The organism is Streptomyces sp. NPDC027663, assembly GCF_055566415.1.
In genome coordinates, this window is sequence record NZ_JBVHSK010000002.1 from 125,323 (window position 1) to 145,036 (window position 19,714).

The following is a 19,714-nucleotide window of genomic DNA, read 5'->3' on the forward strand; positions in this document are numbered from 1 at the left end:
CCGGGAGGCCGTGACCGAGTACGGCGGCCTGGCCGACGGCGGACGGCCGATGGCCGGGTACATCCGGCACGCCTGCGTCTTCTGTGCGCTGCTGCTGGCCGCCCTGCTGGTCAACGCGACGCGCGTGCAGGTCGTCCAGTCGCGCGAGTACGACACCAACCCGGCCAACCGCCGCCCCTCGATCGCCCGTTACCAGCAGCCACGCGGCAACATCCTGGTCGGCGGCGAGCCGGTCACCGGGGCCGTGGACACCGGCGAACAGCTGCGTTACGAACGCACTTATGTGAACGGCCCGTTGTACGCGCCGGTGACCGGCTTCGCCTCGCAGAGGTACGGCACCACGTTCCTGGAGCACTCCGAGGACGGGGTGCTTGCCGGCACCGATCCGATGCTGTCGCCGCTGCCGCTGTGGAACGACGTGACGCGCACGCAGAATCGGGGCGGGGACGTCGTCACGACCCTGAACCGGCAGGCGCAGGAGGCCGCCTACCGGGGGCTCGCCGGACGCAAGGGCGCGGTGGCCGCGGTCGAGCCGGCCACGGGCCGGGTGCTGGCGCTCGTGACCAGCCCGTCGTACGACCCCGCCGAACTGTCCGGCAACAGTGAGGCGGTGGAGTCGGCGTGGGCCCGGCTCAACCACGACCCGGAGAAGCCGATGCTCAACCGGGCGGTGCGGCAGACCTATCCGCCGGGGTCGACGTTCAAGGTGGTGACGGCGGCGGCGGCACTGGACGCGGGCGTGGTCACGGACCTGGACGAGCGCACCGACTCCCCCGACCCCTACCGGCTGCCCGGCACCACCACCCGGCTGACCAACGAGGGCGACGGCTGCGCGAACGCCTCGGTGCGGGACGCCTTCGAGTGGTCCTGCAACACGGTCTTCGCCAAGCTGGGCGTGGACGTGGGGGTGCGGGACATGGCGGGCACGGCGCAGGCGTTCGGATTCAACGACACCGGTCTGCGCATCCCGTTCTCCGTGTCGCCGAGCACCTTCGACACGCGGGTGGACAAGGCGCAGCTGGCGCTGTCCTCGATCGGCCAGTACAACACGCGGGCCACCCCGCTGCAGATGGCGATGGTCGCCGCGGCGGTGGCGGACGGGGGCCGGCTGCGTACGCCGTACCTGGTGGAGCAGACCACCCGGCACGGCGGTGAGACGGTCGCCGGCAGCGGGGTCCGGCCGGGACGGCAGGTGATGCGGCCGTCGACGGCGTCCCGGCTGAAGGAGCTGATGGCCGGCGTGGTGCGCGAGGGCACCGGCACCCGGGCCGGCATCCCCGGCGCGCTGGTCGGCGGCAAGACCGGCACGGCCCAGCACGGCGTCGGCAACACCGGCGTGCCGTACGCCTGGTTCGTCTCCTGGGCCCAGAGGAAGGACGCCCTGGAGCCGCAGGTGGCCGTCGCGGTGGTGGTGGAGGACGCCTCGGCCGACCGGGGTGAGATCAGCGGCGGCGGGGACGCGGCACCGATCGCGAAGGAGGTGATGCGGGCGGTTCTCGGTGTGTGAACCGCCCGCAGGGGGACGCGTGCGGCGGCCGGGCGGTCAGCCGACCGGCTGGAGCATCTCGGAGCGGATCTGGAGGGTGCTCCGGGCGGCCTTCTCCAGGTCGATGCCGGCGGCGCCCTTCGTGGAGCGGTCGACCTCGCCGACGATGGCGGCCGTGTTGCCGTCGGCCCAGGAGCAGACGGGGTAGGTCACGGTCACCAGGGAGGCCTTCTGGGTGAGGACCTGGCAGGTGACGGTGGTGTCCGCGCCGGAGGGGGTGACGTCCTTCGCGGGCTGCTCGACCGTCACGCCGTCGGCCTCGGCGGCACCCTTGAGCATGTTGCGACGGACGGAGGCCTCGTTCTTGAACCGGCCGTACATGCCGGACACGAGCAGCATGCTCTGTGAGCCGCCGCCGTCGGGGCTGTAGCGGCCGACGACGGCGTGTATGTCCTTGGCGTCCCAGGCGCCGTCCGCCTCCTTCTCGATCTTCTTGCCCTCGGTCTCGGAGGCGTCGTCGGTGAGCGTGTACTTCTCGTCGAGCAGGCTGTGCGGCAGGGTGAGCTTGTTCTTCGCCTCGGGGAAGCCGCTCTCGGCGACCATCCCGAGCAGCACGAGGCCCACGACGGCGAGCGTGACGACACCGCCCACGATCCCGAGCACCAGCCCGACCCGCCGCTTCTTCGGCGGCGGGGCCATGGGCGGCATGCCATAGGCCGGGTACGGCTGCTGGGGGTAGGGCGTCTGCGGCGGGTACGGCTGTGCCGGGTACGGCTGCTGCGGGACCTGTGGCGAGCCGTACGGCCCCGGGGTCTGCGGGGGCTGCTGGCCGTACGGGGGCTGCGGCTGGTTCGGGTACTGCGGCGGAGGCATGGACACGCCAGCACGCTACTGCACCCGGGTGAACGCACGGACCGCGCCCCGGGCCGGCCGGGATCTCCGTCCGGTCAGTCCTGCGCCGACCCCGACTCGATCGCCGCCTCCACCTCGGCCACCCGCTCCCGTTCCTCGGCGGCGAAGCGCTCGGCGTCCAGTTGCTCCGCCAGTTCCTCGTCCTGGGCCATCAGCAGGTCCAGGCTGGAGTCGCCCATCTCGAAGACGCCCATGTCCACATAGGCCTGCTGGAGCCGCTTGCCCCACAGGCCTATGTCCTTGACGCACGGGACGATGCGGCTGAACAGCAGTTTCCGGAACAGGGCGAGGAACTCGGACCGCTCGCTCAGCGCCTCCGCCTCGGCCCTCGGGATGCCGAAGTTCTCCAGCACCTCCACGCCGCGCAGCCGGTCGCGCATCAGATAGCAGCCCTCGATGACGAACTCCTCGCGCTCGCGCAGTTCGGCGTCGGTGAGCTGCCGGTAGTAGTCGCGCAGCGCCATCCGGCCGAAGGCGACGTGCCGGGCCTCGTCCTGCATGACGTACGTGAGGATCTGCTTGGGCAGCGGCTTGTCCGTGGTGTCCCGGATCATGCCGAACGCGGCCAGCGCCAGGCCCTCGATCAGCACCTGCATCCCGAGGTAGGGCATGTCCCAGCGGCTGTCGCGCAGGGTGTCGCCGAGCAGCGACTGGAGGTTGTCGTTGATCGGGTAGACGAGGCCCATCTTCTCGTGCAGGAAACGGCTGTAGATCTCGGCGTGCCGGGCCTCGTCCATGACCTGGGTCGCGGAGTAGAACTTGGCGTCCAGGTCCGGCACCGACTCCACGATCCGGGCGGCGCAGATCATCGCGCCCTGCTCGCCGTGCAGGAACTGGCTGAACTGCCAGGAGGCGTAGTGCCGGCGCAGTTCGCCCTTGTCCTTCGCGGAGAGTTTGGCCCAGTACTTGGTGCCGTACAGGGACATGGCCTCCTCGGGCGTGCCGAGGGCGTCGTACGGGTCGACCTCCAGGTCCCAGTCGATGCGCGTGTTCCCGTCCCACTGCTTGTCCTTGCCCTTCTGGTACAGGGCGAGCAGGCGGTCGCGTCCGTCGTCGTACTCCCAGCTGAAGCGGGCCGCGCCGGCGGCGGGCACCTGCCAGGGGGAGTCCTGGGGGTCGTTGGCGTAGAGGTCCTGGGTCGGCATACCCCGCAGGCTCACACGTAGACGCCGAGTCAACAAGTCATGCCCGAGGGATTGACGACCTTGCTGACAGGCAGTCTCATAAGAGGAGGACGACTACCACCGGGTAACGAGGTGAGGGAGCCATGACGACCCTGACGGAAGCGGACGCGCTGGACGGGCTGCGCGACGCGCTCGGCCTGCTCAAGGACCGGGAACAGGTGGCCGAACGGCTGCTCGCCTCTTCCGCCAAGCACTCCTTCGACCCGGACAAGGAGCTGGACTGGGACGCGCCCTTCGAGGAGGGCAAGTGGTTCTGGCCGCCGGAGCTGGTCTCGCTGTACGGCACCTCGATGTGGAAGCGGATGAGCGAGGAACAGCGCATCCTGCTCTCCCAGCACGAGGCCGCGGCGCTGGCCTCGCTCGGCATCTGGTTCGAGATCATCCTCATGCAGCTGCTCGTCCGGCACATCTACGACAAGGCGGCGACGAGCGCGCACGTGCGGTACGCGCTCACCGAGATCGAGGACGAGTGCCGGCACTCCAAGATGTTCGCCCGGCTGATCTCGCACGGCGGCACGCCCTGGTACCCGGTGAGCCGCGCCCACCTGAACCTGGGCCGCCTGTTCAAGACGATCTCGACCACGCCCGGCTCCTTCACCGCCACCCTGCTGGGCGAGGAGGTCCTGGACTGGATGCAGCGGCTGACCTTCCCCGACGAGCGGGTCCAGCCGCTGATCCGAGGGGTCACGCGGATCCACGTGGTGGAGGAGGCACGGCACGTCCGGTACGCCCGCGAGGAGCTGCGCCGCCAGATGGTGACCGCCCCGAAGTGGTCCCAGGAGTTCACCCGGGTCACCTCCGGGGAGTTCGCCCGGATCTTCTCGGTCGCTTTCGTGAACCCCGAGGTGTACACCAATGTCGGGCTCGACCAGCGGGAGGCCATGGCGCAGGTGAAGGCGAGCGGGCACCGGCGGGAGGTCATGCAGACGGGCGCCAAGCGGCTGACCGACTTCCTGGACGACATCGGCGTGCTGCGGGGTGTCGGCCGGCGGCTGTGGAGGTCGTCGGGGCTGCTGGCCTGATGCAGGCTGCGGGCGGCGGTGGGTTGCCCGCGCGGTGCCCCGCGCCCCTCGAGGCCGGCCCGCGTGCCTGCCCGGAGGGGCGCGGGGAACCGCTCGCCCGGCCACGGCGAAGCCGCAGCCGCAGCCGCCCACCGCTCTGCACGCCGGACGGCGATTAGGCTGACGCGCATGACCCCGTCGGCCACGCCCGCATACCGTCGGCTGAGCGTCGAGGAGCGGCGAAGTCAGCTTCTCGACGCCGCCTTGAGTCTCTTCGCGCACCGTGCGCCCGAGGACGTCTCGCTGGACGACGTGGCGGAGGCGGCCGGGGTGTCCCGGCCGCTGGTGTACCGGTACTTCCCGGGCGGCAAGCAGCAGTTGTACGAGGCCGCGCTGCGGTCGGCCGCCGAAGCGCTGCAGCAGTGCTTCGACGAGCCTCGCGAGGGCCCGCTGCTGCCTCGCCTGTCCCACGTCCTGGAGCGCTACCTGGCCTTCGTGGACGAGCACGGCACCGGGTTCAGCGCGCTGCTCCAGGGCGGCAGCGTGGTGGAGACCTCCCGTACCACCGCCATCGTGGACGGGGTGCGCCGGTCCGCCGCCGAGCAGATCTACCGGCATCTCGGCATCGCCGAGCCCGGCCCCCGGCTGCGCCTGACCGTCCGGACGTGGATCACGGCCGTGGAGGCGGCTTCGCTCATCTGGCTGGACGAGGGCAAACAGCCGCCGGTCGAGGAGTTGCGCGAGTGGCTGGTGGAGCAGTTCGTGGCCGTCCTCACGGTCACCGCGGGCCGCGACCCGCAGACCGCCGCCCTCGTCGGCACGCTCGCCGGGGATGGCCGAGACTGAACATGTGAAGAGCCAGGACACCCCGTTCGAGGGCGGGCCCATGGACGGGCACGTACTGCCCGTCCTGTGCGGTGCCACCGGACACCCCCCGAAGACGTACCGCATCCCCGTCCCCGACCCGGACGGCGGTCCGCCCACGATGCTGGTGTACCGCAGGGTGCCGCGCGGGCACAGCAGGAGGCTGGGGCTGATCCAGGGCTGGAAGTACCGGTACGACCCCGACGACCGGTCCGGCGGCCGGCTCAGGTGGCCCTGGTCCAAGCCCGACATCTCGCCGCCCGGCAAGCCGGATGACTCGAACGGGTGAAAGCGCTGCGCCGAACCGCGCACGCATGCTCCACGACCGACGTCGACACGTCTGATTATCAGGTTGCGACCGGAGGCGGAGAGTCCGCCTGCCTCGCACCGGAGGTGATGACGTGTCAGGAAGGTTTCTGCGCCTGGCCTGTACGGCCGCGGTGGCGGCCCAGGCCGTCTTCGCGCCCGTACCCGCCGCGGCTGCACCGGACCCACAGCGGTCCGTCGCCCAGCTGCTGACGGACCTTCAGCAGCTGTACCGCCAGACCGAACAGGCCACCGAGACCTACAACGCCACCACGCAAGAGCTGAAGCGGCAGCAGGCCGAGGTGGACCGGCTCGACGGTGAACTGGCCCGCGCCCGGCTCACCCTCCAGGCCGGCCGCACCGACGCCGGCCGGCTGGCCCGGCAGCAGTACCAGAACAGCGGCGGCCTCGGCCCCTACGTCCGCCTGCTCCTCGCCCCCGACCCGCAGCACGCACTGGACGAGGGCCACGTCATCGGCGAACTGGCGCGGGAACACGCCCGGACCGTGGCCCGCCTGGCCGCCACGGAGAAGCGGAAGGACGCCCTGGCCCGGGAGGCCCGCAAGGCTCTCGACACCCGGCAGAGCCTGGCCGGCCGGCAGCGCAAACAGCGCGACGACGTCCACGGCCGGCTGGCCGCCGTGGAGCGCCTGCTGGCCACGCTCACGGCGGACCAGCTCGCGGCCGTGGCCCGGCTGGAACAGCAGGGGGTCACCGCGGCGCAGCAGCGCCTGACCACCGCGGGCGCCCTGCCCGCCGACCGTCCCGCCTCACCGGCGGGCGACCGCGCCGTCCGCTACGCCATGGACCAACTGGGCAAGCCGTACGCGTGGGGCAAGGAGGGCCCGGACGCGTACGACTGCTCGGGCCTGACCTCGCAGGCGTGGTCCCACGCGGGGACACCGATCCCGCGGACCAGCCAGGAGCAGTGGGAGCGGCTGCCGAAGGTCCCGCTCAACCGGCTCCGGCCGGGCGACCTGGTGGTGTACTTCCCCGAGGCGACGCATGTGGCGATGTACGTCGGGGGCGGGAACGTCGTGCAGGCGCCGAGACCGGGCGAGAAGGTGACGGTGTCACCGATCGCCAGCTACCCGGTACTCGGCGCCGTGCGTCCGGACGGTTCCCCGGTGTGAACTAGCTCTTGCAGAATTCCTTCCGGGCATCGGCCGCGCCGTCCCTGAATCCCTGCTTCCAGTTCTCGTCCGGGGCCGCGGCGGTCCTGGGCTCCTGCGCGTTGCAGTCCTTCTTCGTGTCGTCGAAGCCCCTCTTGTAGCCCTCCGCGTACTGCTCCTCGGCGTTCTTCTTCTCGCCCTCTTCGGCCGTGCCGCACTTGACCTCGGGGCCACCGATCTGCTGGGCGCTGACGGTGCCGCTGGCGTCGGTGACCATCAGGGAGAAGCTTCCGCTGGCGTCCGCCTTCACGGTGCCCTCGGCGCCGCTGCCGGATTCGAGGGCAACAGCCTTGTTCGGCTTAAAGTCCTTGCCGCTGACCTGCAGATTCTTCGGATTCTCGGTGTTCCTGACACCGCAGGTGGGCGCTGCCGCCGCGGCTGACGCGGTGGTCAGAGCCACCGATCCGAAGGCCAGCGACGACACCACCAGAGGTGCCACGACCGACAGACGCACCCGTCGACCATTCATGGGAAAACTCCTAGTGGCTCGTCCCCCCTTCAACCCCTGTTCCTCAGCGTCTCAACGCCACTGGAGGGTGTCAAAAGGGGGACGAACACACGTCAAAGAGTCAATCGTTCAACGACCGGGAACGCCGGAACGACGACCTTAGACGCGGGAGTCAGGCCCCGGTGACCGACGCCAGGTAGGCGGACGTCTTCTCGGGCTCGTAGAAGAAGTCCTCGAAGTCGGACGGGTCGTCGAAGGCATTGGCGAAACGGTTCGCCACCGGCTGGAGTTGGCCGGCCGCGCCGATGAGGTTCAGCACGTGCTCCGGCGGCGGTGCCAGCATCGCGTTCGTCCACTTGGTGACGTGCTGCGCGGTGGCCCAGTACCGGTCGAAGGTGGCCTGCATCCACTCCTCGTCGAACGGCTGGTCACCCCGCTCCAGGATCGAACCGAGATACGCGGCCGCACACTTGGACGCCGAGTTGGAGCCCTGGCCGGTGATCGGGTCGTTGGTGACGACCACGTCGGCCACGCCCAGCACCAGGCCGCCGCCGGGCAGCCGGCCGATGGGATTGCGGACGGTCGGGGCGTAACGGCCGGACAGGGTGCCGCCGGCGTCGGTGAGTTCGGCCTTCGTGGCCCGCGCGTACTCCCAGGGCGTGAACTTCTCCATGAGTTCCAGGGTCAGGGAGAGGTGCTCCGCCGGGTCCTTGACACCGTTGAAGACGTCGAGCGGGCCGCCGGGTATGCCCTCCCAGAACAGGATGTCGGCACGGCCGGACGTGGTCAGCGTCGGCATGATGAACAGCTCGCCGACACCGGGGACCAGGTTGCAGCGGACCGCGTCGAAGTCCGGGTGCTCCGGGCGCGGGCCGAGACCGTGGACGTACGCCACCGCCAGCGCGCGCTGCGGCTCGCTGTACGGGGAGCGCTCCGGGTCGCGGGCGAACATCGACACCAGCTCGCCCTTGCCGGCCGCGACCAGGACCAGGTCGTAGGCGCGCGAGAAGTAGTCGAGGTCGCCGACAGCCGCGCCGTGGATGACCAGCTGGCCGCCGCGCTGCGCGAAGGTCTCCATCCAGCCGGCCATCTTCACCCGCTGGTCGACCGACTGCGCGTACCCGTCGAGCCTGCCCACCCAGTCGATCGCCCGTTGGGTGGGGCCCGGGTCGTGCGAGCCGGGGGCCGCGACCGAGACGCCGAGCCCTTCGATCTTCGGGGCCTGGGACTCCCAGAAGTTCAGCTGGAGATCGCGCTCGTACTGCAGGGCCGTGTCGAACATGCACTGCGTCGACATGACCCGGCCGGAGCGGATCTCGTCCGCGGTCCGGTTCGACATCAAGGTGACCTCGTAGCCGTGCGACTGCAGGCCGAGGGCGAGCTGGAGACCGGACTGGCCGGCCCCTACGACGAGTATCTTCCGCATGCGGGTGGTGGCTCCTAACAGGGACTACTCGGGGGTTTCGGCCAGCGCGTGGCCCACCAGGGCCAGGAGGGTCTCGATCACCGAGATCCGGCGCCGCGCGTCCATGATCATGACAGGGACGTGCACGGGGATCGTGAGCGCCTCCCGTACGTCCTCCGGCTCGAACAGTTCGCTGCCGTCGAAGTGGTTGACCGCGACGACGTACGGCAGCCCGCAGCTCTCGAAGTAGTCCAGCGCCGGGAAGCAGTCCTTCAGGCGGCGGGTGTCGGCCAGCACGACGGCGCCGATCGCGCCGCGCACGAGGTCGTCCCACATGAACCAGAACCGCTGCTGGCCCGGCGTGCCGAACAGGTAGAGCACCAGGTCGTCGTCGAGCGTGATGCGGCCGAAGTCCATGGCCACGGTGGTGGTGAGCTTGCCCGGGGTGGCCGACAGATCGTCGGTCTCCTCGCTCGCCTCGGTCATCAGCGCCTCGGTCTGCAGAGGCGTGATCTCCGAGACGGAGGTGACCAGGGTCGTCTTGCCGACGCCGAAGCCGCCCGCCACCACGATCTTCGTCGCGATGGGGGCACGCGTCCGGTCCGTCTGCCAGGACTTCAGGTCCTCGTCCGGCTCGGCGAACCCGGCGACGAGGGGGTTGCCCCCGATGGAGGCGGTGGAGTCAGAGACGGCGGAGTCCACTCAGCACCCTTTCCAGCAGAGCGCGGTCCGGACGGCCGGTGCCGTGACCGGTGCCGGTGCCGTACACACGGATCTTTCCCTGGTCCGCGAGATCGCTCAGGAGGACGCGGACCACGCCGAGCGGCATCTTCAGCAGCGCGGCGATCTCGGCCACCGTGCGCATACGGCGGCACAGTTCGACGATGGCCCGCATCTCCGGCATGACCCGGGTCGCGCGGGCACCGCTCGTGAGTTCCTTGCGCTCCTCCGGCGCCTCCAGTGCCGCCACGAACGTCTCCACGAGGAGGACGTGACCGAAGCGGGTACGGCCGCCGGTGAGCGAGTAGGGGCGGACGCGGGCGGGTTTGCGGTCGCCGCCGCGCACGGGAAGCTTCCGGGCGCCGCTCATCGGGCGCCGCCCGCCGACTCGGCCTCCAGGGATCTACGCAGCTCGCTGCGGAGTTCGGGCGTCAGGACGTGGCCGGCGCGGCCGACGAAGAGCGCCATGTGGTACGCCACCACGCTCATGTCGCATTCGGCGGAGCCGTGCACACCGAGCAGCGAGCCGTCGCTGATCGACATCACGAACAGGCTGCCCTCCTCCATGGCTACCATCGTGTGCTTGACCCTGCCGAACTCCATCAGCTTCGCGGCGCCGACGGTGAGGCTGCCGATGCCGGAGACGATGGTGGCGAGGTCGGCGGAGGAGCCGCGGGGCCCTTTCGCCGGGCGGGCCTGACGGGACTGCTCCCTGGGAGTCCCTCCGGGCGAGCTCGTTCGAGCGTGCGCGAGGCCGGGGTCGGACGAGAGCAGCAACAGACCGTCCGAGGAGACCACGGCGACGGACTGGATGCCGGGTACTTCCTCGACCAGGTTGGTCAGCAGCCAGTGCAGGTTGCGGGCTTCACTGCTCAGTCCGTAGGTAGTTGGCGCGGTCAACTGCTTGCCTCCTCGGCTGTGCCCCCCGTGGCTTCTTCGGCGTGTACGTGACTGGTCGGCCGCTGGTTGGTGGCCGTCTGTTCGGCGATCTCCGTGGCTACGTCCTGGTAGCCGGCCTCGGCGCCGCGGCGGAATCCGCCCAGGCGGCGGCGCAGGGCTTCCGCGTCGACGCTGGTGTTGCGGCGGCGGGGGGAGGCGGTGGGCGCGGTGATCCTGGGTGTGCGCTTGGGGAGGCCCTTGCTGGTGAGCCGTTCTTCGGCGTCGGCCTGCGGCGCGTCGGCGGATTGCTTCGCCTCGGCTTCGCCTTCGGCGTCGTGCTCGTTCCCGGCCGCACCACCCGTGCGGGTCTCGTCGTCGAGTGCGGGTGTCCCCTGTGGGGCGCCCTCACCGTCGGCGACCACCGCTCCGTGCGCCCGGCCCACCCCCGGCCGCACCGCCTCGGCCGCGCCCGTCGTCTCCCCCGCCTGCGACAGCTCGGCCGCCCCCGCCGGCTCCCTCACGCCCGCCGGCCCGGCGGACTCGGCTGTGCCCGGCCGCCCGGCCGCGCCCGGCAGCCCAGCCGTCCCCGCCGGCCCGGCTGTTCCCGGCTGGCCGGGTGCGGCAGGTGGCTCGGTCGGGGTGGGGGGCTCGGGGGTTGTGGCCGGCTTCGCCGGAGGTGTCGACGGGTCCGGGAGGAGGAGTTCCATCGTCGTCTCGGCGTAGGTTTCCGCCGGGGCCTTCGGGCGGGTCTCCGTGTCCTCGGTGGGACGGGGGGCCTGCTCGTGGTCCGGGCGGTCGCCGAAGATGTCCCGTACGGCCTGTTCGGCCGAGTCGGTGGGCGCGGGCTCCTCGGGCGCCGGGGCGTCCAGCGGGTCCTCGGAGGCGTCACGGGCCGTCTGTTCCGCCAGGGCGACCAGGGGGTCCGTGTGCTTGGCGCGGGCGCGCAGGACGTTGGAGTTGGCCTCGGCGTCGGCGCCGGGGAGGGTGAACGTGCCGGTCGCTCCGGTGGCCGTCGCCCCGGGCGGGAGCTGTTTCGGCGGGGCCTCGGCGAGGAGCGGCGGCGGCAGGACCACCACCGCTGCGATGCCGCCCTGCTTCTGGTCGCGGAGCTGGACGCGGACGCCGTGCCGGTGGGCGAGGCGTGCGACGACGTAGAGCCCGAGGCCCAGACCGTCGTCGCCCTCGTGGTCGTACCCGGACTCGGGGTCGAAGTCGGTGAGGCGGGTGTTGAGGAGGGCCAGGCGGTCCTCCGTCACGCCGATGCCCTCGTCCTGGACCGACAGCATGACCTCGCCGGACTCCAGGAGCCAGCCGGAGACCTCCACGGGCAGCTCCGGCGGGGAGAACGAGGTGGCGTTCTCCATCAGCTCGGCCAGGAGGTGGGAGAGGTCGTCCGCGGCGAAGCCCGCCACGTGCGCGTGCGGCGGGAGGGCCGCGATACGGACGCGCTCGTAGCGCTCGATCTCGCTGACCGCCGCCCTGACCACGTCGACCAGCGGCACCGGGCCGGGGTGCTGCTGGACGTGCTCGGTACCGGCGAGGACCAGGAGGTTCTCGCTGTGCCGGCGCATGACCGTGGCGAAGTGATCCAGCTTGAAGAGCGTGGCGAGCCGGTCGGGATCCTGTTCGCGGTCCTCCAGGCCCTCGATGACGGCCAGCTGGCGCTCGACGAGGCCGAGGGTGCGCAGCGCCAGGTTGACGAAGGTGGAGCCGATGCTCGTGCGCACCCGCTCCAGCTGGGCGGCGGACTCGGCTAGCTCCGCGCGCAGTCCCTCGCGGGCGTCGGCCATCTTCTGCCGCTGGCCCACCAGATGCTTGCGGTCGGCCTCCAGGGTGGCGACGCGCTCGTGCAGGGCTACGGCGTGCGCGTGGAGTGCGTTGACCGAGCGGACCACTTGGGCGAACTCGTCGTTGCGGCCGGTGAAGGTGATCGGGTCCTGGGCCGCCGGGTCCTCGGCCCCGGCGAGGCGGGCCGAGCCGCGGCGCAGCACCGACAGCGGGCGGGTCAGGGAGCGGGCCATGGCGGTGGCGATGCCGACGGCGACCAGCATCAGCGCGCCGAGGACGGCGACACGGATCTCCAGGGCGGTGACGTCGTCGTCCCGGAGCTTCTCGAGGTCCTTGGTGCGGTGGTCGTAGAGCGCGGACTCGGCGCCGCGCATCAGGTCGACCCGGGCGGACAGGGCCGCGTCCAGCTTCTTGGTGCTGGTGGTCAGCTCGCTGTCGGCAAGGGCCGGCTGGTCGGTGAGCGTGCCGAGGTACTTCTCCGCCGAGTTGACCTCCGGGCCGGTGACCGTGGAGTCGAACGAGTCCACGGCCGCCTTGGGCGCGGTCTCGCGGAAGTCGGCGAGGGCCGCGTCGGCTCGCAGCCGGGCCTGCTGGGCGATGACGGTGAGGGCGTCGCGCTGTTTGCGGTCCGCCTCGGTGCCGGTGGTGGTCGTGGTGGGCAGGCCGGTGCCGGGGTCGATCACCGTACGGGTGTCGGCCGGGACGTTCAGCGCGGCCAGCAGCAGACCGCGGGCGGCGGCGGACTGCTGGACCGCGGAGTCCAGTTCGGCCAGGGCGTGTGCGCCGGAGCCGGCCCGTGCGGGCATCTGTTCGGCCAGCTGTTCGGCGAGCCGGTGCAGTGCGGTGATCGTCGCCGAGTAGGACTGGTGGGCCTGGAGGGCCGTGGCCTTGCCGGTGAGGGCGGCCCGGCGGACGGTGTCGATGCCGTCGAGACCGCCGCGCAGGCTCGCCGGGGTGTCGGTGTCGGCGCGCAGTTCCTCGACCTGCCGGTCGACGCGGGCGCTGCGGTCCTCCGACGGTGCCTTGGCCTTGGGGCGGCCGGCCGCGATGTACGAGGTGACCTCGTCGCGCTCGTCGGCGAGCGAGTGGGCGAGGGACAGCGCGTCCTGGGTGCGGGCGGCGAGCGTCACCAGGTCCTGGGAGTCACTGACCTCCTGGGAGGCGGTGAGCAGCGCGGGCGCGCCCGCGCCGGCGATGGCCGCGGCCACCACGGCGACGGCGACGATGAGCCGGGTGCGCACATGAGTGGGACGGCCAGTGCCCATGGGGGTCTGCGGGGCGGTCCCCGCGGAGGCCGTCTGCTTGCCTGTGCGCCGAGGCCGCTTCTTCTGCACCGGTGCTCGCATTCCTGAACTCGTCTACCCAGGGGCCCGGGTGGCGCCCCGTCATTTCGGTGCCAAGTGGTGCGTACACCCGGTACGTACGGTTCCCGACCCTCCCAGCGCCGGTGGGCAGTGGTCGCGCATCACCTGACCCGCCACCCGAAGGAGTGAACATCGGAGGGGAGTTGACGGGCAAGTTCCTCTGGCGCGTGCGGGGTGCCTGCACGGCGGGCCGGTTGGACGCGCGCGGCAGGCTTTGACAGTATTCGCCACCACGCCTTCCCGGAGTGGATCATTCTCACCCAAAGCAGGCGGCTGACCTGCGGGGTCGTGAGAATTCACCGTGCGCTTGCCAGCCTTTGGCACAGGGTGTGAAGGGCTCGTGCAGACTGGCCGGATGCGCACTGAACTCGTATCGGAACCCGGCGACGCGACCCGCCTCAACGAGGACTTCGCCGCTGTCGGACTACCCGCTTCCGGGCAGGGCGGTTACGTGATCGTCCTGGACGGAGTGACTCCGCCGGACGGCGGGACGGGCTGTCTGCATTCCGTTCCCTGGTTCACCGCGCGACTGGGCGGCGCACTGACCGAACTGACCGTTTCCGACCGAGATCTGACGCTGCCGGAGGTTCTGGAGCGGGCCATCCGCCGCACCGCCGACGCCCACGCGGACACCTGTGACCTTTCTCACCCGCGAACGCCCCAGGCAACCGTGGTCCTGACCCGCTGGTCCGCCGCCTCGGTCGAGTACCTGGTGCTGTCCGACTCCGTACTGCTGTTGCAGGGGCCCAAGGGTGCGGTCACCCCGCTGCTGGACGACCGGCTGGACCGGCTGCCCCGCGCCGCGCTCGCCACGGGCGCCCTGATCGACGCGAACCTGCGCAACAAGGAGGGCGGCTTCTTCACGGCCGCGGCCGACCCGTCCGTGGCCGCCCGCGCGGTGACCGGCACCCTGCCCCGGCACGAGGTCCGGGCGCTGGCCGCGCTGACGGACGGCGCGACCCGCTGGACGGAGAAGTTCCGCGAGGGCGACTGGACGGCCCTGTTCGACCTGGTCGCGAAGGAGGGCGCCCGCACCCTGGTCGACCGGGTGCGGGAGCTGGAGGCCGCGGACCGCACGGAGCGGGCGTTCCTGGGCCGCAGCAAGACGCACGACGACGCGACGGCGGTGTTCGTCCTGCTGTGAGCGGCTGGTGCTGTGACCGGAAAGGTTCACCGGCTCGCCGCGCCCGGCACGGCACTAGCGCTCCATGACGCCGTTCAACTCGTGCAGCAGCCGGGCCAGTTCCGCGACCTCGTTGCGGTCCCAGTGGGCGAGCTGGCGGACGTAGCGGGCGCGGCGGGCCTCACGGACCGTGCCGACACGGTGGCGGCCCTCGTCGGTGAGGGTGACGAGCCAGGCGCGGCCGTCGGCGGGGTCGGGTTCGCGGGCGATCAGGCCGAGTTCCTCCAGGGCACGCAGCTGGCGGGACATGGTGGCCTTGCCGACGCCGATGTAGGCGGCGAGTTCGGTGGCCCGCTGGCCGCCGAGTTCGTCCAGCCGGATGAGCAGACCGTACGCGGAGGACTCCAGGTCCGGGTGGACCTCCCGGGCCATCTCGCCCTGGTTGGCGCGGGCACGCCGGAGCAGCACGGTCAACTCGCGTTCCAGGGCCAGGAACTCCTGGTCTGCACCAGTCGGCGCCACCTGGCCGGCGACGCGATGTGCGCCACGGTTTGCGTCCTCGTGCACGTCAGCACCCCTGATCGGTTTCGCAGTCCTGAAAGTTTCTGTCAAACGTCGCCATTGCCGCAGCTCCGTAAGTATTTCGCAGGCGTAGACCAACGGCGTCGTCCGGACCCCCTTCCCACGCCGTCATCTACGTGCGTAGCTTCTTTATCAGGCAATTACTGGCATGCGCACGCCAGCGCCCCCGCGTCCGGCGCCTCCGCGCCCGGGCCCGCGTTCCCCCGCGTCCGCGGACCGCCACGGCACGTCCCCCACGGCACGGCCCCGCAGCAACATCCCCCACGGCACCTCCCACGACACGTCCCCCACAGCACGTCCCCCCACGTCACTCCCCGGAGGCACGTCATGACCGTGCTCAGACCCGGCTCCGTCCGGCTCTTCCGCCCGCGCGCCCTCGCCGTCCTCGTCACGGCCCTGCTCACGGCGCTCCCCCTCGCTCTTCCGCTCACCTCCGCCCACGCCGCGGCCACCCCCGGCCGCGGCTCCGCCTACATGGGCATGGGTGTCCTCGCCCACGACGGCCGCAGCGGCACGCCCAGCACCGGTGACGCCACCCAGACCGAGGGCGTGGACGTCTCCGGCCACCAGGGCAACGTCGCCTGGTCGACCCTGTGGGGCAGCGGGGTGCGGTGGGCGTACACGAAGGCGACGGAAGGCACGTACTACACGAACCCCTACTTCGCCCAGCAGTACAACGGCTCCTACAACGTGGGCATGATCCGCGGCTCGTACCACTTCGCCACCCCGGACACCACCAGCGGTGCCACCCAGGCCAACTACTTCGTCGACCACGGCGGCGGCTGGTCCCGGGACGGCAAGACGCTGCCCGGCGCGCTCGACATCGAGTGGAACCCGTACGGCGCCGCCTGCTACGGCAAGAGCGCGAGCCAGATGGTCAGCTGGATCGCCGACTTCATCAACACCTACAGGGCACGGACCGGGCGGTACGTCGTGATCTACACGGCCACCAGCTGGTGGACCCAGTGCACCGGCAACTACGGCGGCTTCGCCGTGAACAACCCGCTGTGGATCGCCCGGTACGCCGCGGACCCGGGGACGCTGCCGGCCGGCTGGTCGTACTACACGATGTGGCAGTACACCTCCTCCGGCCCGACCGTCGGCGACCACGACAAGTTCAACGGAGCACTCGACCGGGTGCAGGCACTGGCCCTCGGCTGAGGGCCGGGCCGGCCCTCCGGCCGGGCACCAGCCGGTCACAGGCCCAGGGAGACCGCCAGCCGCGTCAGCTCGGCCGTGCTCGTATGGCCGAGCTTGGCGCGGATACGGCGCAGATAGGCGTCGACGGTGTGCGGTGACACCCCCATCGCGCGGGCCGTCTGCAGATACGTGCAGCCCGCCGCGATGTGCCGCAGTGTCTCCAGCTCGCGCCCGGTCAGCGGCGGGGCCGTGATGACGGTCATGAGACCTCCCTGGTCGCCCCCCCCATTGGCGTCCGTAATGCCCGGTTAAGACCTTGTGTCTTCTTCACGCGCCCGAGCACCCCTCCGGTTCCACCCGGCCACCGTTTTTCCGTCGTCCCCCAGTTCCCGGCCGTCCCTGCGTTGGTGCTCCGCGCCGGCCGGGATCATGCTGGTCAGGAGAGCCTGCCGAGCAAGGGCGAGATGAGCGGCGATGGAGCGACAGTCGACGTACACGGCCACGGCCACCATCGACGGCCAGGGCATCCTGACCGGCTGGAGCGAAGGTGCGCAGCGACTGCTCGGCTACGACTCCTCCGCGGTCGTCGGCCGGCCGGCCACCGTGCTGCTCGCCGCCGAAGGCACGGGTGCCCGACGGACGCTGGCCGGCCGGAACCGCTGGAACGGCACCCTCCCGCTACGCCACCAGGACGGCCGCCATCTGGAGATGGGCGTGCTGGCCCACCGCCGCACGTCACCGCAGACCGGGGTCGCCGACTGGCTCGTGGTGGCCGCCGTGACCGCCCGGACGCGGCCGCCCCGGGGGGAACCCCTGGAAGAGTGGACGTTCCTCCAGTCCCCCTTTCCGCTGGCGATCTTCGACGCGGATCTGCGCCTGGTGCGTGCCAACCGCCGGCTGGAGCACGCCCTCGCCCTGCCCGAGGCGGCGATGCGCGGGCTGCGCCTCTCCCACATCGTGCCGGGGGCCGCGAGCGACGAGGCCGACCGGTCGATGCGGCTCGCGCTGGAGTCCGGCCGGCCGCAGGAGGCACGCGGCCGCCTCGGCTCCGACCTCGGCCGGATCACGGTCCTCACCCCGCTGAAGGACGCCGGCGGCCGGGTACGGGCCGTCTGTCTGTCCGTGGAGCAGCCGGCCCAGGACTCCGCCGCCGGGTCGCGTCCCCCGGGCGAGTCCGGCTCGCGGGTGGGCACGGCGGCGGACCAGGCCCGCGCCGCCCAGGAACTCGGAGAGGTCACGGTCCCCCGGCTGGCCGACGTCATGGCCGTCGACCTGCTCGACACCCCCCGATCCGGCGCCGGGGCCCCCGCACCGCAGCCGGGCCCCATCGTGCTGCGCCGGGCCACGCTGCGCGCGTTCCCGGCCGACGACGCCGCAGCCACGAGCAGCGGTGTCGGTGTCGGTGAGGCGATCGTCTGCCCGGCGGACTCGCCGCCCGCCCAGTGCCTGGCCGCGGCCCGCCCGCTGCTGTACGACACGGCGGACCCGGCCGTCGCCGGGTGGGTGTCGCTGGACCCCGGCGCCGCGTGGCTGCGGGCGTGCGGGGCGCGCGCCCTGCTGGCGGTGCCGCTCCTCGCCCAGGGCAGCACGCTCGGCGTGGCCCTGTTCGGCCGGCAGCCCGGGCGGGGGGCGTTCGGCCCCGAGGATCTGCGGCTCGCGGAGGAGTTCAGCGTCAAGGCCGCCACCGGCATCGAGCAGGCCCGTTCCTACTCCCGGTCCCGTACCACCACCATGGCCCTGCAGCGCAGCCTGCTTCCGCACACGCTGCCCGACCAGGCGGCGCTGGAGATCGCCACTCGCTATCTGCCGGCCGCCACCCGGGCCGGAGTCGGCGGGGACTGGTTCGACGTGATCCCGCTGTCCGGGGCGCGGGTGGCGCTCGTGGTCGGGGACGTGGTGGGCCACGGCATCCGGGCCTCCGCCACCATGGGCCGGCTGCTTACGGCGGTACGCACCCTGGCCGACGTCGATCTGCCGGCCGACGAACTGCTCACTCACCTCGACGACCTCGTGCTCCGCCTCGCCGCCGACGAAGGCAGCGCGGACCCGGCCGCGGAGACCGCCGGCGGCATCGGCACCACCTGCCTGTACGCGGTCTACGATCCGATCTCGCGCCACTTCACCGTGGCCCGGGCCGGGCACCCACCGCCCGCCGTGGTCACCCCGGACGGCGCCGTCCGCTTCCTCGACGTGCCCGCGGGGCCGCCGCTCGGGCTCGGCGGGCTGCCCTTCGAGGCCGTGGAGACCGAACTGCCCGAGGGCAGCCTGCTCGCCCTGTACACCGACGGGCTGTTCGAGGCCCGTGACCACGACATCGACGAGGCGCTGGACAAGATGTTCGCCGCGCTCGTCCGTCCCGCCAAGTCGCTGGAGTCCGTGTGCGACCGGGTGCTCACCGAGTTGCTCACCCACCGCCCCGACGACGACATCGCCCTGCTGGTGGCCCGCACCCGGGCCCTGCACGAGGACCGGGTCGCCTCCTGGGAACTGTCCAACGAGTTCACCGTCGTCTCCCTGGCCCGCCGGTACGCCACCGAGCAACTGTCCGCCTGGGGGCTGGACGAGGCGGCGTTCACCACCGAGCTGGTGGTCAGCGAACTGGTCACCAACGCGATCCGTTACGGCCGCCCGCCGATCCAGCTCCGGCTCATCCACCAGAACAGCACGCTGATCAGCGAGGTGTACGACTCCAGCGGCACCACACCGCACATGCGGCGCGCCCGGATCTTCGACGAGGGCGGCCGGGGCCTGCTGCTGGTCGCCCAGCTCGCCGAGCGCTGGGGCACCCGGCACGACCGGGTCGGCAAGACGGTGTGGGCGGAGCAGTCGCTCTCCGGACCCCGGCCCTGACACGGCGCCGCCCCGCCGCGGAAGGTGCGGCGGGGCGGAGGACCGTGTCTGTTCACTTGGTCCGGTTCACCTGGGGATGCCTTCGTCCGGGGTCGGTGCCGGTGCCGGGCTGGGGGCCGGAGCCGGATGGGCCGGCGGAGGCTTGGCCCCGGGTGGGGGCTTAGGGCCGGTGGCGCTCGCGGAGCCGGAGGTGATGGCCACGACGGCCGCGGCGAGGGCGACCGAGCGTCGCCAGAACTTGCTGTACACGGGGTCTCCCTGGTGGGTCGGGGTGGAGTGAGGTGAGTGCCTCATCGGGGTGGGCGGAACGAGGTCCGGCCGGGTGGCGGGGCCTGAGGCCTTGCCACCCGGCCGGACTGTGATCCCGCCGGCCGCTGTCGCGGTGGTCAGCTACGGCTACTCGCCACCGCCGTCACCGCCGCCGTCACCACCGCCGACGTCACCACCGCCGACGTCACCACCGCCGGTGTCACCACCGTCGTCCGCGACC

18 protein-coding genes are annotated in these 19,714 nt (G+C 71.8%); 8 read left to right on the top strand and 10 right to left on the bottom strand.

The window, feature by feature from the left end; all coding sequences use genetic code 11:
* The first annotated feature begins 49 nt into the window (after window positions 1-49).
* Entirely contained in the window at window positions 50-1,507 is a 1,458-nt protein-coding gene (locus ACZ4SF_RS05440) for a penicillin-binding transpeptidase domain-containing protein (protein ID WP_468380359.1), read from the top strand.
* Window positions 1,508-1,543: 36 nt separating this feature from the next.
* On the opposite strand, the gene ACZ4SF_RS05445 is transcribed toward ACZ4SF_RS05440, so the two are convergent.
* Together ACZ4SF_RS05445 and ACZ4SF_RS05450 are read right to left on the bottom strand one after the other, a co-directional pair.
* Window positions 1,544-2,359: a hypothetical protein gene (locus ACZ4SF_RS05445; protein ID WP_468380361.1), complete on the bottom strand. Its 816-nt coding sequence runs from the start codon at window positions 2,357-2,359 to the stop codon at window positions 1,544-1,546.
* A gap of 74 nt (window positions 2,360-2,433) precedes the next feature.
* Window positions 2,434-3,543, bottom strand: coding sequence for a ferritin-like domain-containing protein (locus ACZ4SF_RS05450; protein WP_468378589.1), 1,110 nt, complete (start codon window positions 3,541-3,543; stop codon window positions 2,434-2,436).
* 122 nt (window positions 3,544-3,665) lie between these two features.
* Between ACZ4SF_RS05450 and ACZ4SF_RS05455 the strand changes: the two genes are divergently transcribed.
* The 4 genes from ACZ4SF_RS05455 (at window position 3,666) to ACZ4SF_RS05470 (ending at window position 6,886) form a co-directional block, all read left to right on the top strand.
* Window positions 3,666-4,604 carry an AurF N-oxygenase family protein gene (locus ACZ4SF_RS05455; protein WP_468378591.1) on the top strand — a complete coding sequence of 313 codons (939 nt, stop codon included), beginning with the start codon at window positions 3,666-3,668 and terminating at the stop codon, window positions 4,602-4,604.
* A 168-nt stretch (window positions 4,605-4,772) separates the two neighbouring features.
* Complete coding sequence (locus ACZ4SF_RS05460; RefSeq protein WP_468378594.1) at window positions 4,773-5,429, top strand: TetR/AcrR family transcriptional regulator; 657 nt, start codon at window positions 4,773-4,775, stop codon at window positions 5,427-5,429.
* Window positions 5,416-5,736 carry a hypothetical protein gene (locus tag ACZ4SF_RS05465; RefSeq protein WP_468378597.1) on the top strand — a complete coding sequence of 107 codons (321 nt, stop codon included), beginning with the start codon at window positions 5,416-5,418 and terminating at the stop codon, window positions 5,734-5,736. Before ACZ4SF_RS05460 ends, ACZ4SF_RS05465 begins: the two co-directional genes overlap by 14 nt.
* A 112-nt stretch (window positions 5,737-5,848) precedes the next feature.
* A complete protein-coding gene (locus tag ACZ4SF_RS05470) occupies window positions 5,849-6,886 on the top strand; it encodes a C40 family peptidase (protein ID WP_468378599.1) in 1,038 nt (345 codons plus the stop codon).
* Window position 6,887: 1 nt separating this feature from the next.
* Here ACZ4SF_RS05470 and ACZ4SF_RS05475 read toward each other — a convergent pair whose 3' ends face one another.
* From ACZ4SF_RS05475 to ACZ4SF_RS05500, 6 genes are all read right to left on the bottom strand, one after another.
* On the bottom strand, window positions 6,888-7,394 hold the full coding sequence (locus tag ACZ4SF_RS05475; protein ID WP_468378602.1) for a hypothetical protein: 507 nt from the start codon (window positions 7,392-7,394) through the stop codon (window positions 6,888-6,890).
* Window positions 7,395-7,545: 151 nt separating this feature from the next.
* Window positions 7,546-8,799 carry a styrene monooxygenase/indole monooxygenase family protein gene (locus tag ACZ4SF_RS05480; RefSeq protein ID WP_468378605.1) on the bottom strand — a complete coding sequence of 418 codons (1,254 nt, stop codon included), beginning with the start codon at window positions 8,797-8,799 and terminating at the stop codon, window positions 7,546-7,548.
* A 24-nt stretch (window positions 8,800-8,823) separates the two neighbouring features.
* On the bottom strand, window positions 8,824-9,480 hold the full coding sequence (locus ACZ4SF_RS05485; RefSeq protein WP_468378607.1) for a GTP-binding protein: 657 nt from the start codon (window positions 9,478-9,480) through the stop codon (window positions 8,824-8,826).
* Window positions 9,461-9,868, bottom strand: coding sequence for a DUF742 domain-containing protein (locus ACZ4SF_RS05490; RefSeq protein WP_468378609.1), 408 nt, complete (start codon window positions 9,866-9,868; stop codon window positions 9,461-9,463). Before ACZ4SF_RS05490 ends, ACZ4SF_RS05485 begins: the two co-directional genes overlap by 20 nt.
* Window positions 9,865-10,398, bottom strand: coding sequence for a roadblock/LC7 domain-containing protein (locus ACZ4SF_RS05495; RefSeq protein WP_468378611.1), 534 nt, complete (start codon window positions 10,396-10,398; stop codon window positions 9,865-9,867). Before ACZ4SF_RS05495 ends, ACZ4SF_RS05490 begins: the two co-directional genes overlap by 4 nt.
* Complete coding sequence (locus tag ACZ4SF_RS05500) at window positions 10,395-13,499, bottom strand: sensor histidine kinase (RefSeq protein WP_468378614.1); 3,105 nt, start codon at window positions 13,497-13,499, stop codon at window positions 10,395-10,397. The genes ACZ4SF_RS05495 and ACZ4SF_RS05500 overlap by 4 nt, the downstream gene beginning before the upstream one ends.
* A gap of 385 nt (window positions 13,500-13,884) precedes the next feature.
* Here ACZ4SF_RS05500 and ACZ4SF_RS05505 point away from each other — a divergent pair, with 385 nt between their 5' ends.
* Entirely contained in the window at window positions 13,885-14,673 is a 789-nt protein-coding gene (locus ACZ4SF_RS05505) for a hypothetical protein (protein WP_468378617.1), read from the top strand.
* 54 nt (window positions 14,674-14,727) lie between these two features.
* Here the strand turns inward: ACZ4SF_RS05505 and ACZ4SF_RS05510 are convergent, their stop codons facing one another.
* Window positions 14,728-15,219 (bottom strand): MarR family winged helix-turn-helix transcriptional regulator, encoded by a 492-nt coding sequence (locus tag ACZ4SF_RS05510; protein WP_468378620.1) that lies wholly within the window; start codon window positions 15,217-15,219, stop codon window positions 14,728-14,730.
* A gap of 342 nt (window positions 15,220-15,561) precedes the next feature.
* On the opposite strand from ACZ4SF_RS05510, the gene ACZ4SF_RS05515 reads away from it, so the two are divergent.
* A complete protein-coding gene (locus ACZ4SF_RS05515; protein WP_468378622.1) occupies window positions 15,562-16,395 on the top strand; it encodes a lysozyme in 834 nt (277 codons plus the stop codon).
* A 35-nt stretch (window positions 16,396-16,430) separates the two neighbouring features.
* Here ACZ4SF_RS05515 and ACZ4SF_RS05520 read toward each other — a convergent pair whose 3' ends face one another.
* Window positions 16,431-16,637 carry a response regulator transcription factor gene (locus ACZ4SF_RS05520; RefSeq protein ID WP_468378625.1) on the bottom strand — a complete coding sequence of 69 codons (207 nt, stop codon included), beginning with the start codon at window positions 16,635-16,637 and terminating at the stop codon, window positions 16,431-16,433.
* A gap of 211 nt (window positions 16,638-16,848) precedes the next feature.
* On the opposite strand from ACZ4SF_RS05520, the gene ACZ4SF_RS05525 reads away from it, so the two are divergent.
* Window positions 16,849-19,224 (top strand): ATP-binding SpoIIE family protein phosphatase, encoded by a 2,376-nt coding sequence (locus ACZ4SF_RS05525; protein ID WP_468378628.1) that lies wholly within the window; start codon window positions 16,849-16,851, stop codon window positions 19,222-19,224.
* Window positions 19,225-19,714: the final 490 nt, after the last annotated feature.